General features: G+C 67.1%; 21 protein-coding genes. 10 read left to right on the top strand and 11 right to left on the bottom strand.

All coding sequences use genetic code 11. The features are described from left to right. Positions 1–68: 68 nt before the first annotated feature. From prpB to ACWICD_RS11430, 3 genes are read left to right on the top strand one after another with little or no spacing between them, the layout of a single operon-like run. Positions 69–971: a methylisocitrate lyase gene (prpB, locus tag ACWICD_RS11440; RefSeq protein WP_376129136.1), complete on the top strand. Its 903-nt coding sequence runs from the start codon at positions 69–71 to the stop codon at positions 969–971. Between the two features lies 1 nt (position 972). Continuing rightward, positions 973–2157, top strand: coding sequence for a bifunctional 2-methylcitrate synthase/citrate synthase (locus tag ACWICD_RS11435; RefSeq protein ID WP_454140234.1), 1185 nt, complete (start codon positions 973–975; stop codon positions 2155–2157). Continuing rightward, positions 2154–3338, top strand: coding sequence for a thiolase family protein (locus tag ACWICD_RS11430; protein WP_454140233.1), 1185 nt, complete (start codon positions 2154–2156; stop codon positions 3336–3338). The genes ACWICD_RS11435 and ACWICD_RS11430 overlap by 4 nt, the downstream gene beginning before the upstream one ends. Before the next feature lie 57 nt (positions 3339–3395). Here the strand turns inward: ACWICD_RS11430 and ACWICD_RS11425 are convergent, their stop codons facing one another. Then, entirely contained in the window at positions 3396–3935 is a 540-nt protein-coding gene (locus ACWICD_RS11425; RefSeq protein ID WP_454140232.1) for a DUF488 domain-containing protein, read from the bottom strand. 42 nt (positions 3936–3977) lie between these two features. Then, positions 3978–4730 (bottom strand): SDR family NAD(P)-dependent oxidoreductase, encoded by a 753-nt coding sequence (locus tag ACWICD_RS11420; protein WP_454140231.1) that lies wholly within the window; start codon positions 4728–4730, stop codon positions 3978–3980. 185 nt (positions 4731–4915) lie between these two features. Here ACWICD_RS11420 and ACWICD_RS11415 point away from each other — a divergent pair, with 185 nt between their 5' ends. The 6 genes from ACWICD_RS11415 (at position 4916) to ACWICD_RS11390 (ending at position 10272) form a co-directional block, all read left to right on the top strand. Further along, positions 4916–5803: a branched-chain amino acid ABC transporter permease gene (locus tag ACWICD_RS11415; RefSeq protein WP_454140230.1), complete on the top strand. Its 888-nt coding sequence runs from the start codon at positions 4916–4918 to the stop codon at positions 5801–5803. A 33-nt stretch (positions 5804–5836) separates the two neighbouring features. Further along, positions 5837–6739: a branched-chain amino acid ABC transporter permease gene (locus ACWICD_RS11410; protein ID WP_454140229.1), complete on the top strand. Its 903-nt coding sequence runs from the start codon at positions 5837–5839 to the stop codon at positions 6737–6739. Next, positions 6736–7587 (top strand): ABC transporter ATP-binding protein, encoded by an 852-nt coding sequence (locus ACWICD_RS11405; protein WP_454140228.1) that lies wholly within the window; start codon positions 6736–6738, stop codon positions 7585–7587. The genes ACWICD_RS11410 and ACWICD_RS11405 overlap by 4 nt, the downstream gene beginning before the upstream one ends. Continuing rightward, positions 7517–8236, top strand: a complete 720-nt coding sequence (locus ACWICD_RS11400; protein WP_454140227.1) for an ABC transporter ATP-binding protein — start codon at positions 7517–7519, stop codon at positions 8234–8236. The genes ACWICD_RS11405 and ACWICD_RS11400 overlap by 71 nt, the downstream gene beginning before the upstream one ends. 42 nt (positions 8237–8278) lie before the next feature. Then, positions 8279–9193: an SDR family NAD(P)-dependent oxidoreductase gene (locus ACWICD_RS11395; RefSeq protein ID WP_454140226.1), complete on the top strand. Its 915-nt coding sequence runs from the start codon at positions 8279–8281 to the stop codon at positions 9191–9193. A 257-nt stretch (positions 9194–9450) separates the two neighbouring features. Continuing rightward, complete coding sequence (locus tag ACWICD_RS11390; protein WP_454140225.1) at positions 9451–10272, top strand: TIGR02391 family protein; 822 nt, start codon at positions 9451–9453, stop codon at positions 10270–10272. 699 nt (positions 10273–10971) lie between these two features. On the opposite strand, the gene ACWICD_RS11385 is transcribed toward ACWICD_RS11390, so the two are convergent. From ACWICD_RS11385 to ACWICD_RS11345, 9 genes are all read right to left on the bottom strand, one after another. After that, entirely contained in the window at positions 10972–11907 is a 936-nt protein-coding gene (locus tag ACWICD_RS11385; RefSeq protein WP_454140224.1) for a hypothetical protein, read from the bottom strand. A gap of 561 nt (positions 11908–12468) precedes the next feature. Continuing rightward, positions 12469–14433 carry an ATP-binding protein gene (locus ACWICD_RS11380; RefSeq protein WP_454140223.1) on the bottom strand — a complete coding sequence of 655 codons (1965 nt, stop codon included), beginning with the start codon at positions 14431–14433 and terminating at the stop codon, positions 12469–12471. A 42-nt stretch (positions 14434–14475) separates the two neighbouring features. Further along, positions 14476–14754 carry a hypothetical protein gene (locus tag ACWICD_RS11375; protein ID WP_454140222.1) on the bottom strand — a complete coding sequence of 93 codons (279 nt, stop codon included), beginning with the start codon at positions 14752–14754 and terminating at the stop codon, positions 14476–14478. A gap of 160 nt (positions 14755–14914) precedes the next feature. After that, on the bottom strand, positions 14915–15433 hold the full coding sequence (locus ACWICD_RS11370; protein ID WP_454140221.1) for a nuclear transport factor 2 family protein: 519 nt from the start codon (positions 15431–15433) through the stop codon (positions 14915–14917). Between the two features lie 6 nt (positions 15434–15439). Further along, the gene (locus ACWICD_RS11365) at positions 15440–16324 is read right to left on the bottom strand and encodes an LLM class F420-dependent oxidoreductase (protein ID WP_454140220.1); all 885 of its coding nucleotides are present in this window, start codon (positions 16322–16324) and stop codon (positions 15440–15442) included. Further along, complete coding sequence (locus tag ACWICD_RS11360; protein WP_454140219.1) at positions 16321–17883, bottom strand: class I adenylate-forming enzyme family protein; 1563 nt, start codon at positions 17881–17883, stop codon at positions 16321–16323. The genes ACWICD_RS11365 and ACWICD_RS11360 overlap by 4 nt, the downstream gene beginning before the upstream one ends. After that, a complete protein-coding gene (locus ACWICD_RS11355) occupies positions 17880–18851 on the bottom strand; it encodes an amidohydrolase family protein (protein WP_454140218.1) in 972 nt (323 codons plus the stop codon). The genes ACWICD_RS11360 and ACWICD_RS11355 overlap by 4 nt, the downstream gene beginning before the upstream one ends. A 2-nt stretch (positions 18852–18853) precedes the next feature. Further along, on the bottom strand, positions 18854–20038 hold the full coding sequence (locus tag ACWICD_RS11350) for a thiolase family protein (protein ID WP_454140217.1): 1185 nt from the start codon (positions 20036–20038) through the stop codon (positions 18854–18856). A 27-nt stretch (positions 20039–20065) separates the two neighbouring features. Next, positions 20066–20866, bottom strand: a complete 801-nt coding sequence (locus ACWICD_RS11345; protein ID WP_454140216.1) for an SDR family NAD(P)-dependent oxidoreductase — start codon at positions 20864–20866, stop codon at positions 20066–20068. 192 nt (positions 20867–21058) lie between these two features. Between ACWICD_RS11345 and ACWICD_RS11340 the strand changes: the two genes are divergently transcribed. Next, entirely contained in the window at positions 21059–22015 is a 957-nt protein-coding gene (locus ACWICD_RS11340) for a nuclear transport factor 2 family protein (RefSeq protein ID WP_454140215.1), read from the top strand. The last annotated feature ends 4 nt before the right edge of the window (positions 22016–22019 follow it).

Below are 22019 nucleotides of genomic sequence, written 5' to 3'. Positions count from 1 at the left end.
TTTGTGCCCGGCGCGCGCGGCGTGTCGTCGGCATTGGGCGCAAGTCAACGGGCGGGAGGGGGGCGCTGATGCTGTACTCGACCGTGAACGCCGCCGAGAAGCGGCGGGCGTTCCGCGAGCGGCTCGCGACGGGGGAGCTGCTGCGGTTCCCCGGCGCGTTCAACCCGCTCAGCGCCCGGCTCATCGAGCGCAAGGGCTTCGAGGGCGTCTACATCTCGGGCGCCGTGCTCTCGGCCGACCTCGGCCTGCCCGACATCGGCCTGACGACGCTCACCGAGGTCGCCGCGCGCGGACAGCAGATCGCGCGCATGACGGACCTGCCGGCGATCATCGACGCCGACACGGGCTTCGGCGAGCCGATGAACGTCGCGCGCACGATCCAGACGCTCGAAGACGCGGGCTTGGCGGGCACGCACATCGAAGACCAGATCAACCCCAAGCGGTGCGGCCACCTCGACGGCAAGTCCGTCGTCGACGAGGACACCGCGATCAAGCGCATCCGCGCCGCCGCCGACGCGCGGCGCGACCCGAACTTCCTCATCATGGCGCGCACCGACATCGCCGCGGTCGACGGGGTGGATGCCGCGATCGACCGCGCGAAGGCGCTCGTCGACGCGGGGGCCGATGCGATCTTCCCCGAGGCGATGCGCTCGCTCGAGGAGTTCGCGGCGATCCGCGGCGCCGTCGACGTGCCGATCCTCGCGAACATGACGGAGTTCGGCAAGAGCGACCTGTTCTCGGTCGACCAGCTGCGCGATGTCGGGGTGAACATCGTGATCTGGCCCGTGTCACTCCTGCGCATCGCCATGGGTGCGGCATCCCGTGCTCTCGATACGCTCACGGACGAGGGGCATCTCACGTCGAAGCTCGGCGAGATGCAGCACCGCGCCGACCTCTACGAGCTGATCGACTACGAGCAGTACAACCATTTCGACACGAACGTCTTCAACTTCCAGATCAGTAAGGACTGAAATGACCGACATCAAGAAGGGCCTTGCCGGAGTCGTCGTCGACTACACGGCGGTCTCGAAGGTCAACCCCGAGACGAACTCCCTGCTGTACCGCGGGTACCCCGTCCAGGAGCTCGCCGCGACACAGCCCTTCGAGGCGGTCGCGTACCTGCTGTGGCACGGCGAACTGCCGTCCGACGTCGAGCTGGCACAGCTGCGGGCCGTCGAGCGCGAGTACCGGGCGCTGCACCCCGACGTGCGTGCCGTCATCGACCGCGTGCCGCTGGATGCCCACCCCATGGACGAGCTGCGCACGGCGGTCTCGCTGATCGGTGCGCGCGACCTCGCCGGCACGGGATCGGTGCTGGACGCGTCGGGCAATCCCGACGAGAACCTGGCCCGCAGCATCCGTCTGTTCGCTGCTCTTCCCGCCATCGTGGCCTACGGTCAGCGCCGCCGGCGCGGGCAGGAGCCGGTGCCGCCGCGCGATGACCTGGACTACGCCGCCAACTTCCTGTGGATGACGTTCGGCGAAGACGTCGACGACGTCGTGATCGACGCGTTCAACCGCTCGATGATCCTGTATGCCGAGCACTCGTTCAACGCCTCGACGTTCACGAGCCGCGTCATCGCCTCGACGCTGTCCGACCTCTATTCGGCCGTCGTCGGTGCGATCGGCGCGCTCAAGGGACCGCTGCACGGCGGGGCGAACGAGGCCGTGCTGCACATCTTCGACGAGATCGGCGAGGCCGGCAACGTCGGCGCGTGGCTCGATGCGGCACTCGCCGAGAAGCGCAAGATCATGGGCTTCGGGCACCGCGTCTACAAGCGCGGCGACTCGCGCGTGCCGACGATGAAGGCGGCGCTAGACACGCTCGTCGAGCACTATGACCGCCCCGACGTCGAGGCGCTCTACGACGAGCTCGAATCCGAGTTCGTCTCGCGCAAGGGCATCTACCCCAACCTCGACTACCCGTCGGGGCCGGCCTACAACCTGATGGGCTTCGACACGCTGACCTTCACGCCGCTGTTCGTCGCGGCGCGCGTCACGGGGTGGACGGCGCACGTCCTCGAGCAGCTCGCCTCCAACGCGCTCATCCGGCCGCTGTCGGAGTACAACGGCCCGGAGGAGCGTCACATCGAGGGCTACGTTCCGGATGCCGCGATGCTCGCTGCCGCCGAGCGTGCCGAGGAGTCCGCGGGATGACGCGCGACAAGGTCGTCATCCTCGGCGGCGCGCGAACGCCCGTCGGGTCGTTCGGCGGTGCGCTGAAGGACGTCGACGCGTACGAGCTCGGTGCGGCCGCTGTCACCGAGGCGCTGACGCGCTCCGGCGTCGACGGGTCCGAGGTCGGCGAGGTCGTGATGGGCAACATCTCGCAGGTGGGGCCCGACGCGTACAACGCGCGCCGGGTCGCGCTCGCGGCGGGGCTGTCGTCTCGGGTGCCGGCCTTCAACGTCAACCGGCTGTGCGGCTCGGGCCTGCAGGCGATCTGGTCGGGCGCGCAGGAGCTGTTGTGGGGCGGGGTCGACGTCGTCGTCGCCGGTGGCGACGAGTCGATGTCGCGGACGCCGTTCCTCGACTTCAACGCCCGCGGCAACACGCGTTTGGGCGACCGCAAGCTGCTCGACGGCACGATCGCGATCCTGACCGACCCGTTCAGCAAGAAGCACATGGGCGTCACGGCCGAGAACGTCGCCGACAAGTACGGCATCTCGCGGGCCGAGCAGGACGAGTTCGCGCTCGAATCCCAGCGACGGGCATCGACGGATGCTGCGCGCGCGGCCTTCGCGGAAGAGATCGTCGCCGTGTCATCCGGGGGCCGGCGGCCGGTCGAGGTCTCGACCGATGAGCACCCGCGTCCGGAGACGACTCTCGAGACGCTCGCGGGGCTCAAGCCCGTGTTCCAGGAGGGCGGGTCGGTCACGGCCGGCAACGCGTCGGGCATCAATGACGGCGCGGCGGCGACGGTGCTGATGCGTTCGTCGGACATCCGCGCCCGGGGCCTGTCGGGTCTCGCGACGATCGAGGCGGTCGTCACGGCCGGGAACGAGCCCGAGCTGATGGGCTACGCACCCGTGTTCGCGCTTCAGCGGCTGTGGGAGCAGACGGGCCTGTCGCCTTCGGATGTCGACGTGTTCGAGCTGAACGAGGCGTTCGCGTCGCAGGCGGTCGCGGTGATCCGCGACGGCGGTCTGGATGCGTCTCGGGTGAATCCATATGGCGGCGCGATCGCGCTCGGGCACCCCGTGGGTGCGACCGGCGCGATCCTCACGGTGCGCGCGGCGCTCGATCTGCACCGCCGCGACCTGGAGTACGCCGTCGTCACGATGTGCATCGGCGGCGGGCAGGCGCTCGCGGCGCTGATTCGGCGCTGGGAGGCGTAGAACGTCTCGGGGTCGTGAGGCTCGGCAGCATCCTGTGCTCGATGCCGAGCCTCACGGTCAGCCCGGGTAGGTGACGCGGCCGTTCGAGTCGATCACGGCTCCGGCCGTCAGAGTCGCCGGCGTGATCTTCGCGCCGATGATGTGCCGTACCTCATCGCCGGCGGCGAGCACATGATCGGCGACGATGCGGCGGTGGCAGCGCCACCACACCGCCTCGGAGCACATGATCGCGGTGGGTCGCTCGAGGGACCAGGCGCGCAGCTGCTCGAGCGCGTCGTGGAATTCGTCTGTGAGAGCCCAATCGGCGTAGTTGTGGAAGCTGCGGTTCTGCCAGAACGCATTGACCTCGCGCGGCACGTCCTTCGAGGCCGATCGCCGGCCCGTGAGCGCCTTGGCCCAGTCGTAGCCGATGCTCGCCGTTTCGAGTCGCTTCGTCAGTGGGTCCTGGTCGAAGTGCGGATGCGCCCGTGATCCGGGCAATCGGCGGATGTCGACGAGCAGTTCCACACCGGCACCCTCGAGCACCCCGATGAACTCGTCGGAGGACAGATCGGAATGTCCCACGGTGAACAGCGGCGGTGTCGCGGCCTGAGCCATGCGGCCAGGGTAGCTGTGCTCGCGGCGCCGAGCATGACAGTGTCAGATCGACCAGTGCATGCCGCCATCCACGCTGAACATGTCACCAGTGATGTATGCGGCGGCGCCTGATGTGAGGAACGCGACGAGCGCCGCCGCCTCCTCGGGAGTGCCGAAGCGCCCGGCGGGAATGCGGCGGCGGATGAAGTCCTGCTTTGCCTCGCCTTCGGGCATCGCACGCCGTAGCTGTTCGCTGTCGATGCGTCCTGGGGCGATGCAGTTGACGGTCACACCATCGGCCGCCACGTCGCGAGAGAGTGCTTTGGACCACAGGATGCAGGCGGCGACGGCTGCCTGCGCAGCTGAGATCACGAGTGGCTCGAGCAAACCGACGAAGTTCACAACGCGACCGCGGCCGCTCGTGCGCAGCATCGGTAGGACGGCTTCGGTGAGGCGTCGCTTCGAATGGAAGTTCAGTTCGAACTGGCGCTGCCAGATCTCTTCCGTGAGCACGGTGCCGGGCTGTTCTGCGGCGCCGGCTACGTTGACCAGTGCGTCAAGCCGGCCGAAATGTTCGCGCACCTCGGTCGCGACCTCGGCGGCCGAATCAGGCTCGACGAGATCAGCCTCGACGACGAGAGGGCGGTGACCTCCGGACCGCTCGATCTCGTCAGCGAGTTCGCGCAAGGCTTCGCCGCGCCGCGCGCATAGAGCGAGGTGCGCGCCCTCGGTGGCGAGGAGGGTCGCTGTCGCACGGCCGATGCCCGCGCTCGCTCCCGTCACCAGCGCGATCGAATCGTTCAACTGCAGGTCCATTGATACTCCCTGCCCAGAAGGCTACTGTCCGATCGCAGGCGTGTCGAGCAAGCGCTTGATAAAGACGGTCCGATCGCTTGACAGTCCAGGGGCGGAGTGACATACACTGGGCTCGTTGACATCGAAGTCAAGCGAGCGCTTGATTCAGACATGACCCGAAACGGCGCACACGAAAGAGGGCCTTCGTGCAACTCCTGATTCAGCAGCTGATGAATGGCCTGGCGCTCGGCTCGATCTACGCCATCTTCGCCATCGGCTTCTCTCTGATCCTGGCACGCATGGGCATCCTGAACGTCGCGCACGGAACGTTCGCGACGTGGGGCGCCCTGTCTTCGTACTGGCTCGTCGCCGAAGTCGGCGTGAACTTCTGGGTCGCACTGCTCGTGGGCGTCCTCTTCGCCGGCGCTCTCGGCGTGGCATCCGACGTTCTGGCCTTCGAGCCGCTGCGCAAGCGCAGAGCGGGTACGTTCGCCCCCATCATCGCGAGCATCGGCATTTGGATCGTCCTCCTCGCCGTCGCCGAGGCATTCGCCGGCCCGTCGGCGACGAGCTACCCCGCTGGCTCGGTGCAGACCGAGGCGTTCCGCATCGGCGGCTTCGTGATCCTCCCGGCCCAGCTGTACAGCGTCATCGCGCTCGTCATCGTCGTCACCGGCGTCCACGTCCTTCTGACGCGCACGCGCTTCGGCGCCGCCGTGCGCGCTGTCTCGGCCGACACCCCGTCGGCGACGATCGTCGGCGTCAACTCGCGCAACACGCTCATCGCGGTCGCCTTCCTCGCCGGCGCGATCGCGGGTCTCGCGGGCGTCCTCGCCGCACTCTCCGACAACAACGTGTCGTTCAGCCTCGGCGAAGCGCTGCTGCTGAAGGGCTTCGCTGCCGTCGTCGTGGGCGGCTGGGGTGACATCCGCGGCGCCGCGATCGCCGGCCTCGCGATCGGCGTCCTCGAGGTCATGAGCGCGCAGTACATTTCGTCCGGATTCCGCGACGCCATCACCTTCGGCGTCCTACTGCTGGTGCTCGTCGCGTGGCCGCGTGGCATCTTCCGCGAACGTCAATTCGTCCGAGCCTGACTGGGAGCCCGACTTGTGAGTATTACAGCCTGGTTGACCACCCTGCAGTTCGCGGGGGTCAGCGCACTCTTCGCCCTCGCCATCTACGCCTCGCTATGGACCGGTGTCCTGAGCCTCGCTCCGGTGTTCTTCGGCGCGTTCACAGCCTTCACGTTCGCCTATCTCGTCGGCTCTCTGGGTCTTCCCGCCGTCGTGGGATTCGTCTTGTGCATCGTCGTCGGCGCGATCGTCGGTGCGATCACAGCGCTCCTACTCATCCGGCTCGACAGCCACTACCTGGCGATGGCGACGATCGCGATGGTGCTGATCGGCCGTGTCATCATCCTCAACGTGCCCGAGCTCACGGGCGGCGCGACAGGAACCCGCGTACCTGGTGAGCTGGGCTCGTGGCTTTGGCTCATCGGCGTCCTCGTCGTCGCCGGCTTCATCATGTGGCGCCTCGGCGCCTCGCGATTCGGTCTCGCCGCCGACGCCGTGCGCGAAGATCCCGCGGTCGCCGAGACGCTCGGCATCTCGCCGCGCCGCGTGCAGTTCATCGGCATGGTCATCTCGGGCGCCCTCGGCGGGGCGGCGGGAGTACTGCAAGCGAGCTTCCTGCAGTACATCGGCCCGGACACGTTCTATACGCACCTCGGCTTCGTGAGCCTCGCCGCTGTCGTCCTCGGCGGTGCGTTCTACTGGCTCGGTCCGATCGTCGGCGCGATCGTCTTCACGATCCTGCCCGAGATCCTGCGTGGACCGATGGGTGATTTCGACCGGGTCGTGACGGGTGTCCTGCTCGTCGTCATCATCATCTACCTGCCCCGCGGGCTGGTCGACATGCGACGGATGCGGCTGCTCCGAGCGCGCTGGGACAGTCGCAGGGCCAAGAAAACCGGCGCCGGGTCCGCAGAGTCGAACTCGCAGGAGCAGATCACGGCAGGGGCGACGTCATGACCGATCCGCAGAATCCGGTCGCGTCGAGCGAAGAGCTCGCCGTCGACATCGTCGACCTGACGAAGACCTTCGGTGGCCTCAAAGCCGTCGCCGACGTCACGATCAAGGTGCCGAAGCAGCGCGTGCACGGCATCCTCGGTCCCAACGGCGCCGGCAAGACGACGGTGCTCAACATGATCAGCGGCTTCGTCCGCGCCGATGCGGGCCACGTGCGGGTCTTCGGCGAGGATGTCACCCACATGCAGCCGTTCAACATCGCGCGGCTCGGCGTCGCGCGCACTTACCAGAACATCCGGCTCTTCCCGGGTCTGAGCGTCATCGAGACGGTCATCGCGGGCGCCTACATGCAGCGTTCCTCGACGATCGCCGGCGCGATCCTGATGAGCCCCGCCGAGCGTCGAGAGCGCAAGGCGGTCCGCGAGCGCGCCGCCGAACTGCTCGACATGGTCGGCTGCACGGCTCCCCACTCGACGCTCGCCGAAACGCTCTCCTACGGCGATCAGCGCCGCGTCGAGATCGCCCGCGCCCTCGCGACGAACCCGCGGATCCTGCTCCTCGACGAGCCGACCGCCGGAATGAACGACGCCGAGTCCGAGCAGGTGGGCCAGCTGCTGGTCCGGCTCAAAGAACTCGGCCACACCCTCATCCTGATCGAGCACAACATGCGTCTGGTCGAAGAGTTCTGCGAGTCGGTCTCGGTCATGAACTCTGGCGTGCTGCTCGCCGAGGGGGCACCGACCTGGTGCCTGGAACAGGACGATGTGAAGGAGGCCTACTTTGGCAAACGATCCGATGCTGCGCGTATCGCGACTCTCCGCCGGGTACGGCGCGATTCCGGCGGTTCGTGAGGTCGACATCGAGGTCGCTCAGGGCACACTCGTCGCTCTGATCGGCTCGAACGGCGCCGGCAAGACAACGACGCTCAACACGATCGCGGGGCTGCACAAGCAGTCCGGCGGTACCGTGACGGTGGGTGGCAAGAACATCACAGGATGGCCGTGCCACCGCGTCGTCCGCTCCGGTGTCGCGCTCGTCGCCGAGGGGCGCCGTGTCGCTCCGCCGCTGACGGTTCTTGAGAACCTCGAGCTGTCATCGTTCAGCGGGCGTGGTACGCGCGCCGAACGCAAGGATGAGCTGGACCGGGTCTTCGAGCTCTTCCCGCGTCTGGCCGAGCGTCGCAACCAGTTCGCCGCCTCGCTGAGCGGTGGCGAGCAGCAGATGCTGGCCTTCGGTCGCGCCCTCATGACGATGCCGCAGGTGCTGCTGCTCGATGAGCCGTCGATGGGCCTCGCGCCGTCGATCGTCGACCTGCTCTTCCAGACGATCGAGACGCTGCACCGAAGCGGCTCGACAATCCTGCTCGTCGAGCAGAATGCCGAGCTCGCGCTCGAGGTGAGTGACGAGGTGTATGTCATGCAGCGCGGCCGGATCGTCTCGCACGGCACACCCGGCGAGGTGCGCGGCAGCACCGAGGTGATGGCGGCGCTCTTCGGCTGAACCCTGCCCGGCGTGCGGTGCAGAGACAAGGAATGTGAATCAATGACCGACATCAGTCTGAACGGCCGCGTGGCGATCGTCACCGGAGCAGCCCGCGGTCTCGGGCGTGAACACGCGCTCGCCCTCGCTTCGCGGGGTGCCTCGGTCGTCGTGAACGATCGCGGGGGCGCACTCGACGGCAGCGCCGGTGGTACGTCCCCCGCTCAGGAGGTCGTCGACGAGATCGTCGCGGCCGGTGGCTCCGCAGTCGCCGACACGAACGACGTCAGCACCCTCGAGGGCGCGACGAAGATCGTCGAGCTCGCGACCTCGACCTATGGTCGCCTCGACATCCTCATCAACAACGCCGGCATCCTGCGGGACAAGTCGTTCGCCAAGATGACGACCGAGGAATGGGACCCCGTGCTCGCCGTGCATCTCGGTGGGACCGTCTGGATGAGCAAGGCCGCGTGGCCGGTCATGGTCGCGCAGGGACACGGCCGCATCGTCAACACGACGTCGGCAGCCGGTCTCTTCGGCAACTTCGGCCAGGCCAACTACGGCGCCGCGAAGGCGGCGATCTGGGGCACCACCAAGACGCTCGCGATCGAGGGCGCCCGCCATGGCATCCAGGTCAACGCGATCGAGCCCGGAGCGCGCACCCGCATGACCGAGAGCCTGCTCGGCGAGTACGCCGACCGCCTCGACCCGAGTCTCGTCGCCCCGGTCGTCGTCTGGCTGAGCGCCGACGAGTGCACGACGACGGGTGAGGCGTACAACGTCGGCGGCGGCCGTGTCGCGCGCGTCGTGATCGCCCAGACGCCCGGCTACTTCTCGCGCTCGCTGAGCCCCGAAGAAGTGCGCGACAATTGGGACGCGCTGAACGACGCCTCGAGTGCGCAGATCATGGAGACGTTCCAGCAGGAGTTCGAGCTTCTGGTCGGGATGCTGGGCGCCGAGGCGGCTGCGCAGGCCTGACGGCACCCGCTGCGGTCACGCCCGCTGGTCCCGTCGGCTCCAGTTTCACTCGTAGGCGCCCGATGCAGGTGCCGGTGCATGGGCTTTCATCGGGCGGGGCATACGAACATCGCCATGTCGGATCGAGACGCAGATTGCCGCAAGCTGGTCGGATCGCGTGCTGGACCAATAGATCACCGGTTTCCGTGCGCCTCGAAGCGCACCGACTTCCCAGCGCGCTGCGAGCAAAGAAGGCAATGATCGGCGAGGCTAGCTGCATGTCGAACGAGAAGTTCCCGCCTCTCCCGGAAAGCGTGGTGATAGCGATCGCCGATGCTCTGGGCGATACGAGCATCGGACTCACGGGGTCGGAGATCGGCCGGGTGCTGGCACAGCTGCGACTTGAGGATCCTGGTCCTGACGTGACTAAGCGCCATCGGCTTGCGACGGCGTTGATCAACCAGCAGCGCAAGGACGACGCCGGCAACTGCGTCATCCGTTTTGTGAGCGAGACGATGGCGATCGGTCGCTATCTCGGAAGACAGGAGCGGTTTGAAGAGCTGCGTGCTGCTGTAGATCCGGCATTGTCATTGGCCGGCTTTCGCATACGAGATGACGGCCGGATCGGGCGGTTGTCGAGGAAGGCAACGACATTCGATGAAGTTGCAGCGCTCACCGGTCGGTTGCTCGCCGAGTCGAAGCGTCGTGGCGTGCATGACCAAGTGCTCGTGTACTGCAGGGAAGAGTTGATCCGAGAGTCAACATTCCACGCCGTCTCAGAAGCGGTGAAGGGGGCGTGCGATCGACTGCGTGGAATGACCGGGCTCACCCTAGATGGTTCCGAACTGGTCGACGGCTGCTTCTCGTCGTCTCAGGGTCGTCCGCTGGTGACAATCAATGATTGGGAGACCAAGTCGGAGTCGAGTGAGCACAGCGGGTTCGCGAACCTCCTTCGAGGCGTAATTGGGACGTTCCGCAATCCGACCGCGCACTCGCCCAGAGTGGCATGGCCTGTGAGTGAGACGGACGCTCTCGACGTGTTCTCCACGCTGTCATACATCCACCGACGTCTCGACTCTGTGCGGATCCGGCTAGCCTGAACCCGGCCCCTACCGGACTCGCCCGACGGGTGTACGCCACACGCGAGGACCGAGCAGCGCACCCCGCAGCGCCGGTCTCAGCCGTCGGGCCGGGCATGCACATTCTCGGGGAGTGAAGGCGACGTCAACTAGGGCAAGCTAAGCCGGCTCCCGCCAAAGAGAGTCCGAGCCGCGGGAACGCCCACTCGTACACTTCACGCGTCTGACCGTGATGCCAGTCAGCCGTGATTCGGTCCACTCGGACCCCGTAGACCGCGTACCCATCGAACAGGCCCGAGATGGCCGGAGACGGCCCAGCCGCTATGAACGGCGTGGTTGCGAGATGGGAGAATTGATGCAGAGTCGAATCAATGGTGACGTGAGATGGCAACCCTACGTCTTTTGAGAGCCAAGTATGAGAGTGCTCGCCCGTAAAGCACCACTCGATGGTCCAGAGCTCGTCATAGCGCTGGCGAAGGGTCGCCGCGATGGCGAAAGATGCGACCGAGCAGGATCCGGAAGGAAAGTTTCGCAACCAAATGTTGCTGTCTCGATCCGGGTATTCGAGGAGAGTGGAGGTCACTTCGTGCGTAGTCTGCGTCCAGCGGCCGACGTCCGACTCGTCGGGAGGTGGCGGAACTGGGTCTGAGATCACAGTCGATGTTACGGCTCTACGGACGCTATCGGCGCGCCGATGGTTCGTTGGCGTATCCGCCGCTGTCACCGCCGTGCGAGCTGTCGCGTCAGCGCGTCGATCACGGTCGGCAGGGCAGGCTTGTCGAACCCGTCGTGAGCGAGCCCGAGCCGGTGGGCTAGCTGCTCGCCGTTCTCCGCGCGGCCGTCATCGTGTCGATTTCTCTCTTCGACTCTCAGCAGGCCGAACCAGTCGAGCGTCTTGCGCGCTGAAGAGAAGACGTCTCGGTGGATGCCGTAGTTCTGCAGTCGGATGTGGGGATCCATGACGAGCAGTCCTTGGTCCCACCACCCGTCTCTCGCGCACGCCACCATGAGGAGGATGGCGATCTCGGAGTCCTCGAGGAGGTGTAGCCACCCGTTGGTGATTAATCCGCTGGGAATGGTGAAAGTCGACTCGGCCTTCGATGGCACGCGGTACTCCTGCGGTTCCCCGACCGCGTCGACGCCGCGTTCATCGAGGAGGACGAACTTCTCGAAGCGGTTTCGCTCGCTCGGCGCGCCTGGAACATCGACGAGCCCCGCTTCCGCGAGAGCGATCAGCGCGTTCCGTACGCTGCGTGTTCGCTTGTCGCGCGCCGTCAGGTAGACACCATGGCGATTGCTGTTGGTCGCGTCCGTGACGATCAGGTCGGCCCAGCCGCGCGCAGTCCGGTGACCGCCTACCTCGAAACCGAACTCGACCAACCTCGCCTTGACTCCCGGCCTACGCGCGGTCTGCACGAGGGCGAGCAACGTCAACACAAACCGAAGCGCCGCCCCGCGGCTCGTCATGAGGCGCGTCGCCGGGGGGCGCAGCTCGCGGGGCGGAGCCTTGCGGTCGGAGGCGATCGGGTCGGCGGCCCCGTCGCGGAACGCGAAGCCCGTGCGGAGCGTGAGACCGGCGGAAGGCAGCTCACCGCGCATCGACGAGTAGACGTGATCGATCGCGACGCTGTGTCCGGGCCTCGCTAGCCGTTCCAACCTCGATTCAAACTTCGGACGCTCTTTCGCTGTCGGCGACCGCGAGAAGTCAACGGAAATGGCCAGGCGCATCATCTCCTACGTCGAATCAGTCTGAACGTCTTAACCGGCCAGAAACCTCTCAACATGTCTCAGTGTCAAGGTAGGTTCCTGGCCGGTTAAAGCGTCATCCAAGCATACCTCCAGAACTCCTCGCACTGTGAATTACTTGATGAACGAGAACATCAAGTCCAGCGCGAAGGAGGTGCATGCCGATGGGAACGAAGGCCGCAACCAGCACAATTCAGGGCCACAAGATCGGCATGTGGACTGCTATCTCCGGCGCCGTCGAGGCCGGATGGGGACCCACGTCGCGTCTCCTGGCTGTCCTCCTGCTTCGGGGTGTAGTGCTGGTCTGCGTTGCTGTCGCAGTCGGCCGCGGGGACCTCGCCGCGATGATCGCGAATTTCCTCGGCGGTTAGCGGCGTCTGACATCCACGGGCATTGTTGCGATATCCAAGACCCCGGAAAGTTGTCACCGTCGCGCTCCTGGTTCATAGTCAGGCGCGTGACGAAGCGTCGCTAGTCTTCGTCGGAGTCCTCGAGGTCCTCCGGCAGCATCTCTGCGTACTCGTCCTTGATGAAGGCAAGCCCCTCCGCGAGCGACGGATCGATCTCCAGCGACCGGGTGACGAAGTCCAACCGCCGCTTGTTCTCGTCGATGATGTCTCGCCAGCGTCGAACGTACGCGCGCACGAGCGGGCGTCCGGGCTTCTTGTTGGGCTCGAAGATGAGTCCCATCTCTCGCCCCTTCTTCTTAAACGAGTTCTCGATCACTTCGTCGTAGTCCGTCACGACCAAGATGAAGTCCCACACCGCGCGCTCGCTTGCGAACGCCGCGTTCGACAGCACCACGTTGACGTAATCCTCGACCTGGTCGCGTTCGGTGCGCCCGGCAGTGATGTCGGGCGCCTTCAGTTCAACGACGAGGTGGCGGATACGGTCGTGCTCCTGGGACTTGGCGGCCAAATGCAGGTCGACGCGGCCGCTCTTGCCGTTCCATCGCTTGACGGGTTCGACCTCGCCGCCCGGGAGACCTTCGAGTTTCAGATGCGTGCGCAGCACCTGGGTGAGGCCGCGCTCGCTATTCATGAAGTGATATTCCTCGCCGAAGATCCAGAGTTCGTTCTCCAGGATCTTGTGAAGGTGGTCTCGCTCACCAACCTTGCCGGAATCCAAGGGGTCGAACAGCAGGTGGTCGAGGCCGGCCAGGAACTTGCTGCGGCTCGTCACGAGGTTGGCGCTGCGGATGACGCCGGCGAGTGTCGTGTCCCGAAGGAGTTTGGTGAGCGCCTGCCGGTCCTGTTCGCCAAGAGCGACGTACTCGCTGACCAGAAGTGCCAAGTTCTCCGGATCGGTCTTGAGGGCGTCACGCAGCAGGTTGAGTGTCAGCTGCGCGCCGTCTTTGCGCTTCGGGATCTGCGGCACGAGGGCGCTGGAGACAATATCGAAGACGGCCCGTTCGGCCTTGTCGGCCTCGGTCGTGGGCTCTTCCGTATATGGGTAGATGCCCTTGGACTTCCACTCGTCGATCTGGTCGCGACGCCGCGAGCGGCGGCGGGCGGCGAAGTGGTCGCGGACCGCGGTTTTGGTGGCGCGCCAGACGGCGCCAGCCGGGTCCGGCGCCATGTCGCCGAGACCGAGGACCGACAGCGAGTCGTCATCGAAGCCGGGCCAGGTCACATAGGCGGAGAAGGTGGCCTGACTCTCCAGCTCGGTCCCTGAGGCCTCAACCACGAACCGCTCGGCATCCTCGCCGAAGTAGACAGCCCGATGCTTGCCGGTGCGCCACTCGATGATCCGGATCGAGATGCTGACGGACGGGTCGCTGTCGAGCACCGCGGTCGTCGAGGTGTCGTCGAGCATCTCGTCCGCGGGATCCAGGAACGCGCCTTCGAACGCGATCGAAAGCTGCTCGTCGTTGAGCAGAACAGGCGCGAAGTGCGAGGTCAGCGTCGCGAGCGCGGTATCGCTCGTCAGGGAATTGAGCGCCCGATCCTGTTCGTTTGTGGCCACGACCACGGTTCCCGTCGCCGTCGCGGCCGAAGGCTCGATCTCCCACCGAAACGGCTCCTCCCGCTCCTTGGCGCCTTCGATGACGACGTGCTCCCATTCCCCCGTGGCATTGATACTCGCGCTATCCCAGGTCACCCGTGACCCGAGCGCGAACGCGCGCAGGCGTCCCTCACCGAGCTTGCCGTGCAGGCCACGCTTGTCGTTCTTTGAGCGCGTCGCCAGCGCCTTCCATGATCCGCCGATACGCCCGAAGGTGGACTCCACCTCATCGGAGGTGATGCCGTGGCCATCGTCCGCGACGCTCACCTCTTCGATTGCATCAAGCGTCGAGCGGGTCAGGGTGACGCGCACGTTGTCGGCTTCGGCGTCGATAGCGTTCCAAATCAGCTCGACAACCGCCCGGACGGGATCACGTTCGCGGGCAAGCCGCGTCACTAGATCACCGCCGGCCGAAAGGGGTAGGTCTCTCACGAGACTCACTGTAGGGGCAGAGATCATGACGCCACGGGAGCATCAGTCCGGGAATGGCGGCTCATCGCCCCACATGCCCGACGCCGCGCGGTTGGCACCGCCGCTGACTGCGCGGTTCGCCGCAGTTGACGGACCAGCGATCCGCGCGGAGTGCGTCGAGCGATAGGCGACGCGGTCGCCGACGATCGTGCCCGCGTAGCGCCCCGAGGGATCGAAGACGTAGCCGCCTTTGATCCGACCGACACACGATCCTGATCGCGCAAACAAGCGGTCACCGACACATCGAAGCGGTCGACCATTCTTGGTGTAGAGGTTGGTCACTTCGTCAGTGTCGAACCCACCACCGACATCCGCCGTGCACCGGCACTCTTTCTGACACTCACCGGCCGGAGGCGGCAAGGCGCACGCGAGATTCGATACTGCGAAGAACTCAGTGCACGATCGACGCTCCGCACTCGTGCACTGCCCGCAGGGGGATCGGTCAGCGCGCGCGTTGCACTGGGTGCGCTGGATCGCCCTCCCCGCGGACGCCGCCGACGAAGATCCCGGGCGGATAGGCGTCGAGGCCGCGATCATCGAGGAAATCGATGTCGTGCACGAAGGTCCGCTCGCTGATGCGCCAGTCGCCGCCGCGCAGCGTGAACACGTCAAGATAGCGCCCGTGCAGGTGTTCGACCCGTCGCCCGTTCTCGTCCACGACCTCATGCAGCGCGAGCACGTCGGACTCGACGACGACCGTCTCAGCGTCGGTCCAGTCGAACGTCGACGGCCCGAGCAGGTGCACGGTCGAGCGGGTGCGGGCGACGAGACGCGCGAGAGCGTCAGCCAGGTGCGCCGAGGCGACACCGTCCCACGTGCCGTGGTGATCGACGCCGTGCGGGTGGTAGGCCCGCAACGCCCGTGCGGCATCACCCCGGTCGACGCCGCGGCAGTACTCCAGGAGCGCGCGACGGATGGCGTCCTCAGCGAGGAGCCGTTCGATGCTCGAGGTGGTCGCCACGAAGCGTCAGAGACCGACGATCTCGGCGAAGCGCCGCATGTCGCTCTCGTAGTTCTCGTCGCCGATGCGGGGTGAGACCACGACTTCGTCGATGCCGAGCCGCATCACCTGGTCGATGTAGGCGCGGTCGTGCTCCCAGTCCTGCTCGGTCTTGCCCTTGCTGCGCCGGCCGACCTTGAGCGAGAGCTCCGACATCTGCCGACCCGCGGCGTCCATGAGAGTCGACAGCCGCTCGATGAAGATCTCGATATCCTCCGGCGTGCGGCTGTAGCCGGCCCACCCGTCGCCGAACTCCACGATGCGCCGCAGCGACGCGTCGCTGTTTCCTCCGACAATGATCGGCAGGCGGGTCTGCGCGGGCTTGGGGAAGCAGTACAGCGGGGGGAAGTCGACGAACTCACCGGAGAAGCTGGTCAGCTCCTCGGGCGACCACAACGCGCGCATCGCCGCGAGATACTCGTCCATGCGGGCGCCTCGACGGCTGAACGGCACGTCGAGGGCCGAGTATTCCTCTTCCGACCATCCGACGCCCACGCCGAACTCGAAGCGGCCGTCGCTCAGCTGGTCGACGCTCGCGACCTGGCGGGCCGTGATGATGGGGTTGCGCTGCGGCACGACGAAGACGTACGTGCCGATGCGCAGGGTCTTCGTCGCGGCCGCGATGCTCGAAGCCAGCACGAGCGGGTCGATGACCCCCAGCATCCGGTGCACTTCTTCGGCCCCGCCGGATTCGTACGGGTACTGAGAGGTGTACTCGGGGAAGAACACGACGTGTTCGGGCAGCCACACCGAGTTGTAGCCGATCTCTTCGATCAGTTGCGCGGCGTCGTTCGCCCAGGATCCCGAACGGGGCCCTGTGCCGGTGAAGATCTCGCTGATGCCGAGTTTCATGTGTCCACCTTCGTCTGTTCGATGCGGTCTGCGAGCTGTTCCTTCAAGACGTGCTTCATGACCTTCATGCCGGCGTTGCGAGGCAACTGCTCGACGAGGAAGATGTGCACCGGCTTCTTGTAACCGGCCAGCTGGCCACGCGCGAACGTGCGGATGTCGTCGACCGTCACGGTCGACCCTGACGCGAGCACGAGCGCGCACGACACGGCCTCGCCCCATCTCTCGTCCGGGAGCCCGAAGACGGCCGCGTCGATGATCTCCTCCATGAGGAGCAGGACGCGCTCGACCTCGGCGGCGTAGACGTTCGCCCCGCCGCTGAGGATGAGGTCCTGCCCGCGGCCGGTGAGGTAGTAGTAATCGTTCTCGTCGCGGTAGCCGAGGTCGCCGGTGAAGTACTCGCCGTCGCACAGGACGGCTGCCGTCTTCTCGGGCGCGTCGTGGTAGCCCGAGAACATCGTGTCCGCCGAGATCACCAGCTCGCCGATCTCTCCGGGGCCGAGGGTGTTGCGATCGGCATCGACGACGCGCATCGATGACGTCGGCAGGGGCCGACCGACCGATTCGAAGATGTGCTCCGGCCCGCCCGTGCGATAGTCGCTGCGGTTCGTGATCGTGATCGGGCCGATGACCTCGGTCATGCCGTACGTCTCGACGAGGCGGTCGCCGATGACGCCGACGAGCTTCTCGGCATACTCGGGAGGCAGAGGTCCGCCCGAGTGCAGCACGGTCTGCAGCGTGTCGAGCACGCCGGGGTGCAGCCGGATGGCCTCGAGCAGGCCCGGGATGAGCGGCGTGAGCCCCAGCGCGAACGTCGAGCCGTGCTCGACGATGTGCCTGCCCAGCTCATCGGGGGTCGCGCCGGGGATGAACGACACCGTCCCACCCGTGTAGAAGTGCGGGAAGATGACACCCCACAGCCCTGACACGAACGACCAGCCGCCCGCGAAGGCCGCGTGGCCCCGCAGCGGCAGGCGGTAGGCGAACGGCACGAGCTTGATGCAGTTCACGACGGCACGGTGGCTCACGAGCACCCCCTTGGGGAACCCGGTCGTGCCGCTCGTGTAGCCGATGAGCGCCGTATCCTCGGGCTCCGCTGCGATCGGCAGGGGGCCGGCGGATGCTGCCGCGAGAGCCTCGTCGAATGATTCCGCGCCGTCCGGGGGAGCGGCCCCCGTCGACAGCCACGCACGCAGCTGCCCGTGGCAGCTGATCCCCGCGGCGATCTCGGACGCCGTGTCGGTATGGATGAGCGCGACGGCGCCCGAATCCGAGAGGACGTAGTCGACCTCGGCCGAGGTGAGCCGGTCGTTGACGTGGACAGCCGTATAGCCGCCGAGCGCGAGGCCCACGTACACCTCGAGCGACTCGACGCGGTTGCCGAGCAGGGCGGCGACGTGCGAGCCCGCCGGGACGCCGCGGTCCCGCAGAGCGTGCGCGAGCCGCCAGCCGCGCTCGATCACTTCGCCGAACGTCCTCTGCTTTCCGCAGGATTCGATCGCGACGTTGTTGTTGAAGCGGTGGCCCGCGTGGGCGAAGAGCTCACCGAGAGTGGCACTCATGCGAATTCCTTGAGGTCGAACAGGCGGATGGCGTTGTCGGCGAGGAAGAACCCCAGTTCCTCCTCGGACAAAACGGGTGCGGAGCCCTCGTAGGGTGCCGCGAGATCGCGCACCTGCGCGATCCAGTTCTCGAGTTCGGCGCCGTCGGGATCATGCTTGGTGCCGCGCATGATGTCGGACCCGAACACGAGGCGGTGCGCGCCGAGCTGGTCGCGCATGAGCTTGACGCGGTGCCGGAACTCACGGTAGTCCCGAGTCGCGACTCGCTGCCAGAGCGACAGCTCGAGGTAAGCGTGCTGCCAGCCCGTCGCGCAATCCAGGGCCTCGGCCCACCACGCTTCGATGCCCGCGTGAGCGAACGAGACGCGCAGGGTCGGATGCTTCGCGAGAACCGCCGCAACTGCGCCGGGCCGTGAGCGGATCACCTGGAGGGGATCGCCGCCCAGCGGGCTGCAGTGAATGACCGCGGGCAGATCGCGTTCGACGAGCGCCCGGAAGAGCCAGTCGAACGCGGGGTCGGTGAGATCCCAGCCGGCGGCCGGGTAGAGCTTGACTCCGCGGCAGTGCGGATGCGATACGACCTCGTCGAAGAGGGTGCGCGCTTCGGGATGCCGCGGGTCGATTCCCGCGGCGAAGAACAGCCGTCCCTCGCGTTCGGTGCAGAGCTGCTCGTAGCGCGCATTGAGCTGTGCGATCGGCAGATGTTCGCCGACCGGTGCACCGACGATCGTCCAGTCGACGACGGGGACGAGCCCGGCGGCGACACCTGCGCGATCGAACGCGCGGATCGTGAGCTCGGCGTCGGGATCGCTCTGCCCGGTCGCGACGTGAGGGAGGATGTCGCGCGGGTCGCGCTCGGGGAGCCGGCGTCCCGCGCCCTGGCGGGCCCATGCGAGCCGGAGGCCCTCGGGCAGCCAGGATGCGTCCCACACGTGCATGTGGGCGTCGATGACGAGGTCGTCCGCCACGGTCAGCCCTTTCCGAGGATGTGCACGCTTGAGGCGGCCGTGAGCCAGTCCACGACGCCTCCGCCGATCTGCACGAGGGCACGGTCGGCTTTGTCCAGCTGCAGTTCGCCGGCCTCGCCGCGCAGCTGTGCGACGACGTCGTGCACCTGCGCGAGACCACTGGCGCCGAGGGCGTGTCCACGGCCGACGAGACCACCCGAGCGGTTGACGGGCAACGCGCCCCCCGCTGCTGTCACGCCGTCCATCGCCCAACGCTGCTCGTCGCCGGGCGCGCACAGACCTGTGTCGGTCCACGCCATCAGTTCATACGCGACCGATGCGTCGTGCACTTCGGCGAGATCCATGTCCTCGGGGCTGAGACCGGCTTGCTCATAGGCGGCGATCGCCGACGCCTCGACGGCGTTGGGAGCGTCCGGCTCGTCACGCGGGGGCCGCGTCGCCATCCGCGAGGCGAGTATCGGCACCGAGCGGGCCGCCTTCACGACATCCGGCCGGCTCGTCACGACGACAGCGGCGGCGCCGTCGCTCACGGGCGAGCTCATGAGCACCGTGAGCGGCTCGACGACGACGCGCGCGTTGAGCACGTCTTCCGGCGTGCCGCCGAAGCGGCGGTGCGCGAAGGGATTCAGCCGTGCAGCTTCGAGCGAGCGCGACGTGACGCGCGCGAGGCCTTCCATCGTGACGCCTCGGTCATCGAACAGCGTCGATGCGAGTTTCGCCTGGCGGTCGACGAAGGGGCTGCGCTCCTGCCCTGCGCCGTCGCCGGTCGCGAAGCCCTGCTCGACGTCCATGCCGGCGGCGTATGCGCTGAACGTGCGCTGCTTGTCCTCGTGGTTCGCCTTCTCGACGCCCAGTGCGAGCACCGTGTCGTACATGCCCGAGGCGACGGCCATCCAGGCCAGGTGCAGGGCGTTCCCGCCCGACGCGCACGCGTTCTCGACGTTGTGGATGGGGATGCCGGCGAGCCCGAGCGGATACACCGTCACCTCGCCGCGGATGCATTCCTGACCCGTGATGAGCCCAGCGAGGGCGTTCGAGAAGAACAGCGCCTGCACGTCCTTGACGCCGATCTGCGCGTCCGCAAGGGCGGACTCGACAGCGACGCGGGCCATGTCCTTCATCGACAGATCGAGGAACTTCCCGAACGGGTGCATTCCGACGCCGCTCACGACGACTTGACTGTTCACGCTGACTCCTTCGTCTTACGTCTCACGTCACCGCGGCGGGATCGGCCACGCGGCGCTCACGCCGCCGTCGACGATCAGGCTCTGGCCCGTGATGTACCCGGCGTCGTCGCTCGCGAGGAAGGCCACGGCCGACGCGGCCTCTTCCGGCGTGCCCTCGCGTCGCATCGGCACGACGGCGGCGCGCGCGTCCGAGCCGTCGGCACCGAACTCGCGCCGCACGAGCGCGGAGTTGATATTGCCGAGCACGACGGCATTGGAGCGGATGCCGCGGTCGGCATAGCGCACCGCGACGTGACGCATGACGGCGAGCTGTGCCGCCTTCGTGGCTTCGTAGGACAGTGAACGGCGGCTGCTCAGCACGCCCGCGGTCGACCCGACGAAGACGAACGCCCCGCGCTCCTGCTCGAGCATCGTGGGCAGCGCTTCCTGCGCCGTGATCCAGTGCGAGCGCACGTTGACGTCGTCGGCGAACTCCCAGTCCTCGAGGGACTGCACCTTGAGCGGCTCGCGCCCCGACACCCCCACGTTGCAGACGACGATGTCGAGAGCCCCCGTGAGGTCGAGCGCGGCGGCGACCGCCGCTCGGCAGGAGGCCGGGTCTGCGGCATCCACATCGACGGCGAGGCCCGGACCATTGAGGTGCTCGACGGTCGTCTGGGCGCGCTCGAGGACCTTGTCGCCCACGACGACCGTCGCCCCTTCGGCGCTCAAGCGCATCGCGATGGCGCGGCCGTTGCCGATCGCGATCGCCTCACCGGGGCGGGCGGGGCCGTCACTGCCGCCGCCGAGCACGTAGGCGACGCGGCCCGCGAGGCGGCCCGTGGTCATCGGTCAGCCCTTTCCAGGCAGAGGCTCATCGGCATCATCGGCAGTCCTTCGCGGCGTCGTCGGCGGTGATCCGACTGTAGAGCAAGTGCTTGATCTACGCAACGCGCCGGCGTGCCCGCGGGGGTTGCGGAACCGCGGAATTCTGTGGTTTTCTCGTGATAAATCAAGCGATTGCTCTACGGATTGGCAACGATGACTTCCTCCACGCACGCGACCCTCGACGTCGCCCTCTCCTTCATGAGCGCGCTCGACGCCAATGATGCCGAGGGCGTGCGCGCGTGGATGGCTCCGGGGGCCACGTGGTGGGTCGACACGGGACTCGACCGGGCGAGCGGTGTCTTCGGCGTCGACCCGGGTGAGCACCGTCCGTGGCCGCTGCACGGAGAAATGGACGCGCAGGTCAAGTGCGACGGCCTCGCGGGCGTGCGCGAGCGCTTTCCCGGCGGCGTCCGGCAGATCGTGCGCCGCTCGTTCGCGAGCGGGCCGTTCGCGGTTCTCGAGGTCGCAGGCGACGGCCTCTACCGGGGTGAGCGGCCGTACCGCAACAGGTACTGCTTCGTCATCGAGGTGGCGGACGGCCTCGTGCGCTCGGTGCGCGAGTACCTCGATACGCGCCACGCGGCCGACGTCTTCGACGGCCGCCACCTCGACCGGCGGTCCGAGGCGGCGCATCCGCCTGCGGCCGTGATCACGCCGCGCGGTGCCCCCGGCCGGGCGGCACTCGCTCTTCTCGAGGCGATCTCAACGGGCGATCAGGACGCCTTCTTCACGCTCTTCGCCCCGGATGCCACATGGTGGGCGGACGGTGGGCGGGACCGCCGCTGGTCCGATGTCGAGGGGCCCGTCGACCGCGACCCGGACCTGCTCGTCGTCGGGCGCGTGCTCGTGTCCCAGCGCGGTGGGCGGATCTCGCAGTTGCCGGCGGGCTACGTCGACGGCCTGCGCGTGCGTGCGCACCGACTCATCGAAGGAGACGCCGGCCTCGTGTGCGTCGAGGCGATCGGCGAGGGCACGCGGCGCGCGAACGGTCGCCGCTATCAGAACCGGTACGCGTTCGTCCTCGCAGTGCGGGATGACGGGCTCATCGACGAGGTGCGCGAGTACTGCGACACGCAGCACGCGTTCGATGTCTACGAGCTGCCGCTCTGACGGG

This window comes from Microbacterium sp. NPDC055357 (assembly GCF_053644835.1).
Note: the sequence above shows the minus strand (reverse complement) of the source record. Positions and strands in the feature narration are given on the sequence as shown.

Bases quoted from the DNA above. Each gene is read 5' to 3' on its own strand.
- ACWICD_RS11340 (WP_454140215.1), top strand. From the start codon at position 21,059: ATGACTTCCTCCACGCACGCGACCCTCGACGTCGCCCTCTCCTTCATG.
- ACWICD_RS11345 (WP_454140216.1), bottom strand. From the start codon at position 20,866: ATGACCACGGGCCGCCTCGCGGGCCGCGTCGCCTACGTGCTCGGCGGC.
- ACWICD_RS11435 (WP_454140234.1), top strand. From the start codon at position 973: ATGACCGACATCAAGAAGGGCCTTGCCGGAGTCGTCGTCGACTACACG.
- ACWICD_RS11390 (WP_454140225.1), top strand. From the start codon at position 9,451: ATGTCGAACGAGAAGTTCCCGCCTCTCCCGGAAAGCGTGGTGATAGCG.
- ACWICD_RS11430 (WP_454140233.1), top strand. From the start codon at position 2,154: ATGACGCGCGACAAGGTCGTCATCCTCGGCGGCGCGCGAACGCCCGTC.
- ACWICD_RS11405 (WP_454140228.1), top strand. From the start codon at position 6,736: ATGACCGATCCGCAGAATCCGGTCGCGTCGAGCGAAGAGCTCGCCGTC.
- ACWICD_RS11365 (WP_454140220.1), bottom strand. From the start codon at position 16,324: ATGAAACTCGGCATCAGCGAGATCTTCACCGGCACAGGGCCCCGTTCG.
- prpB (WP_376129136.1), top strand. From the start codon at position 69: ATGCTGTACTCGACCGTGAACGCCGCCGAGAAGCGGCGGGCGTTCCGC.
- ACWICD_RS11425 (WP_454140232.1), bottom strand. From the start codon at position 3,935: ATGGCTCAGGCCGCGACACCGCCGCTGTTCACCGTGGGACATTCCGAT.
- ACWICD_RS11395 (WP_454140226.1), top strand. From the start codon at position 8,279: ATGACCGACATCAGTCTGAACGGCCGCGTGGCGATCGTCACCGGAGCA.
- ACWICD_RS11420 (WP_454140231.1), bottom strand. From the start codon at position 4,730: ATGGACCTGCAGTTGAACGATTCGATCGCGCTGGTGACGGGAGCGAGC.
- ACWICD_RS11360 (WP_454140219.1), bottom strand. From the start codon at position 17,883: ATGAGTGCCACTCTCGGTGAGCTCTTCGCCCACGCGGGCCACCGCTTC.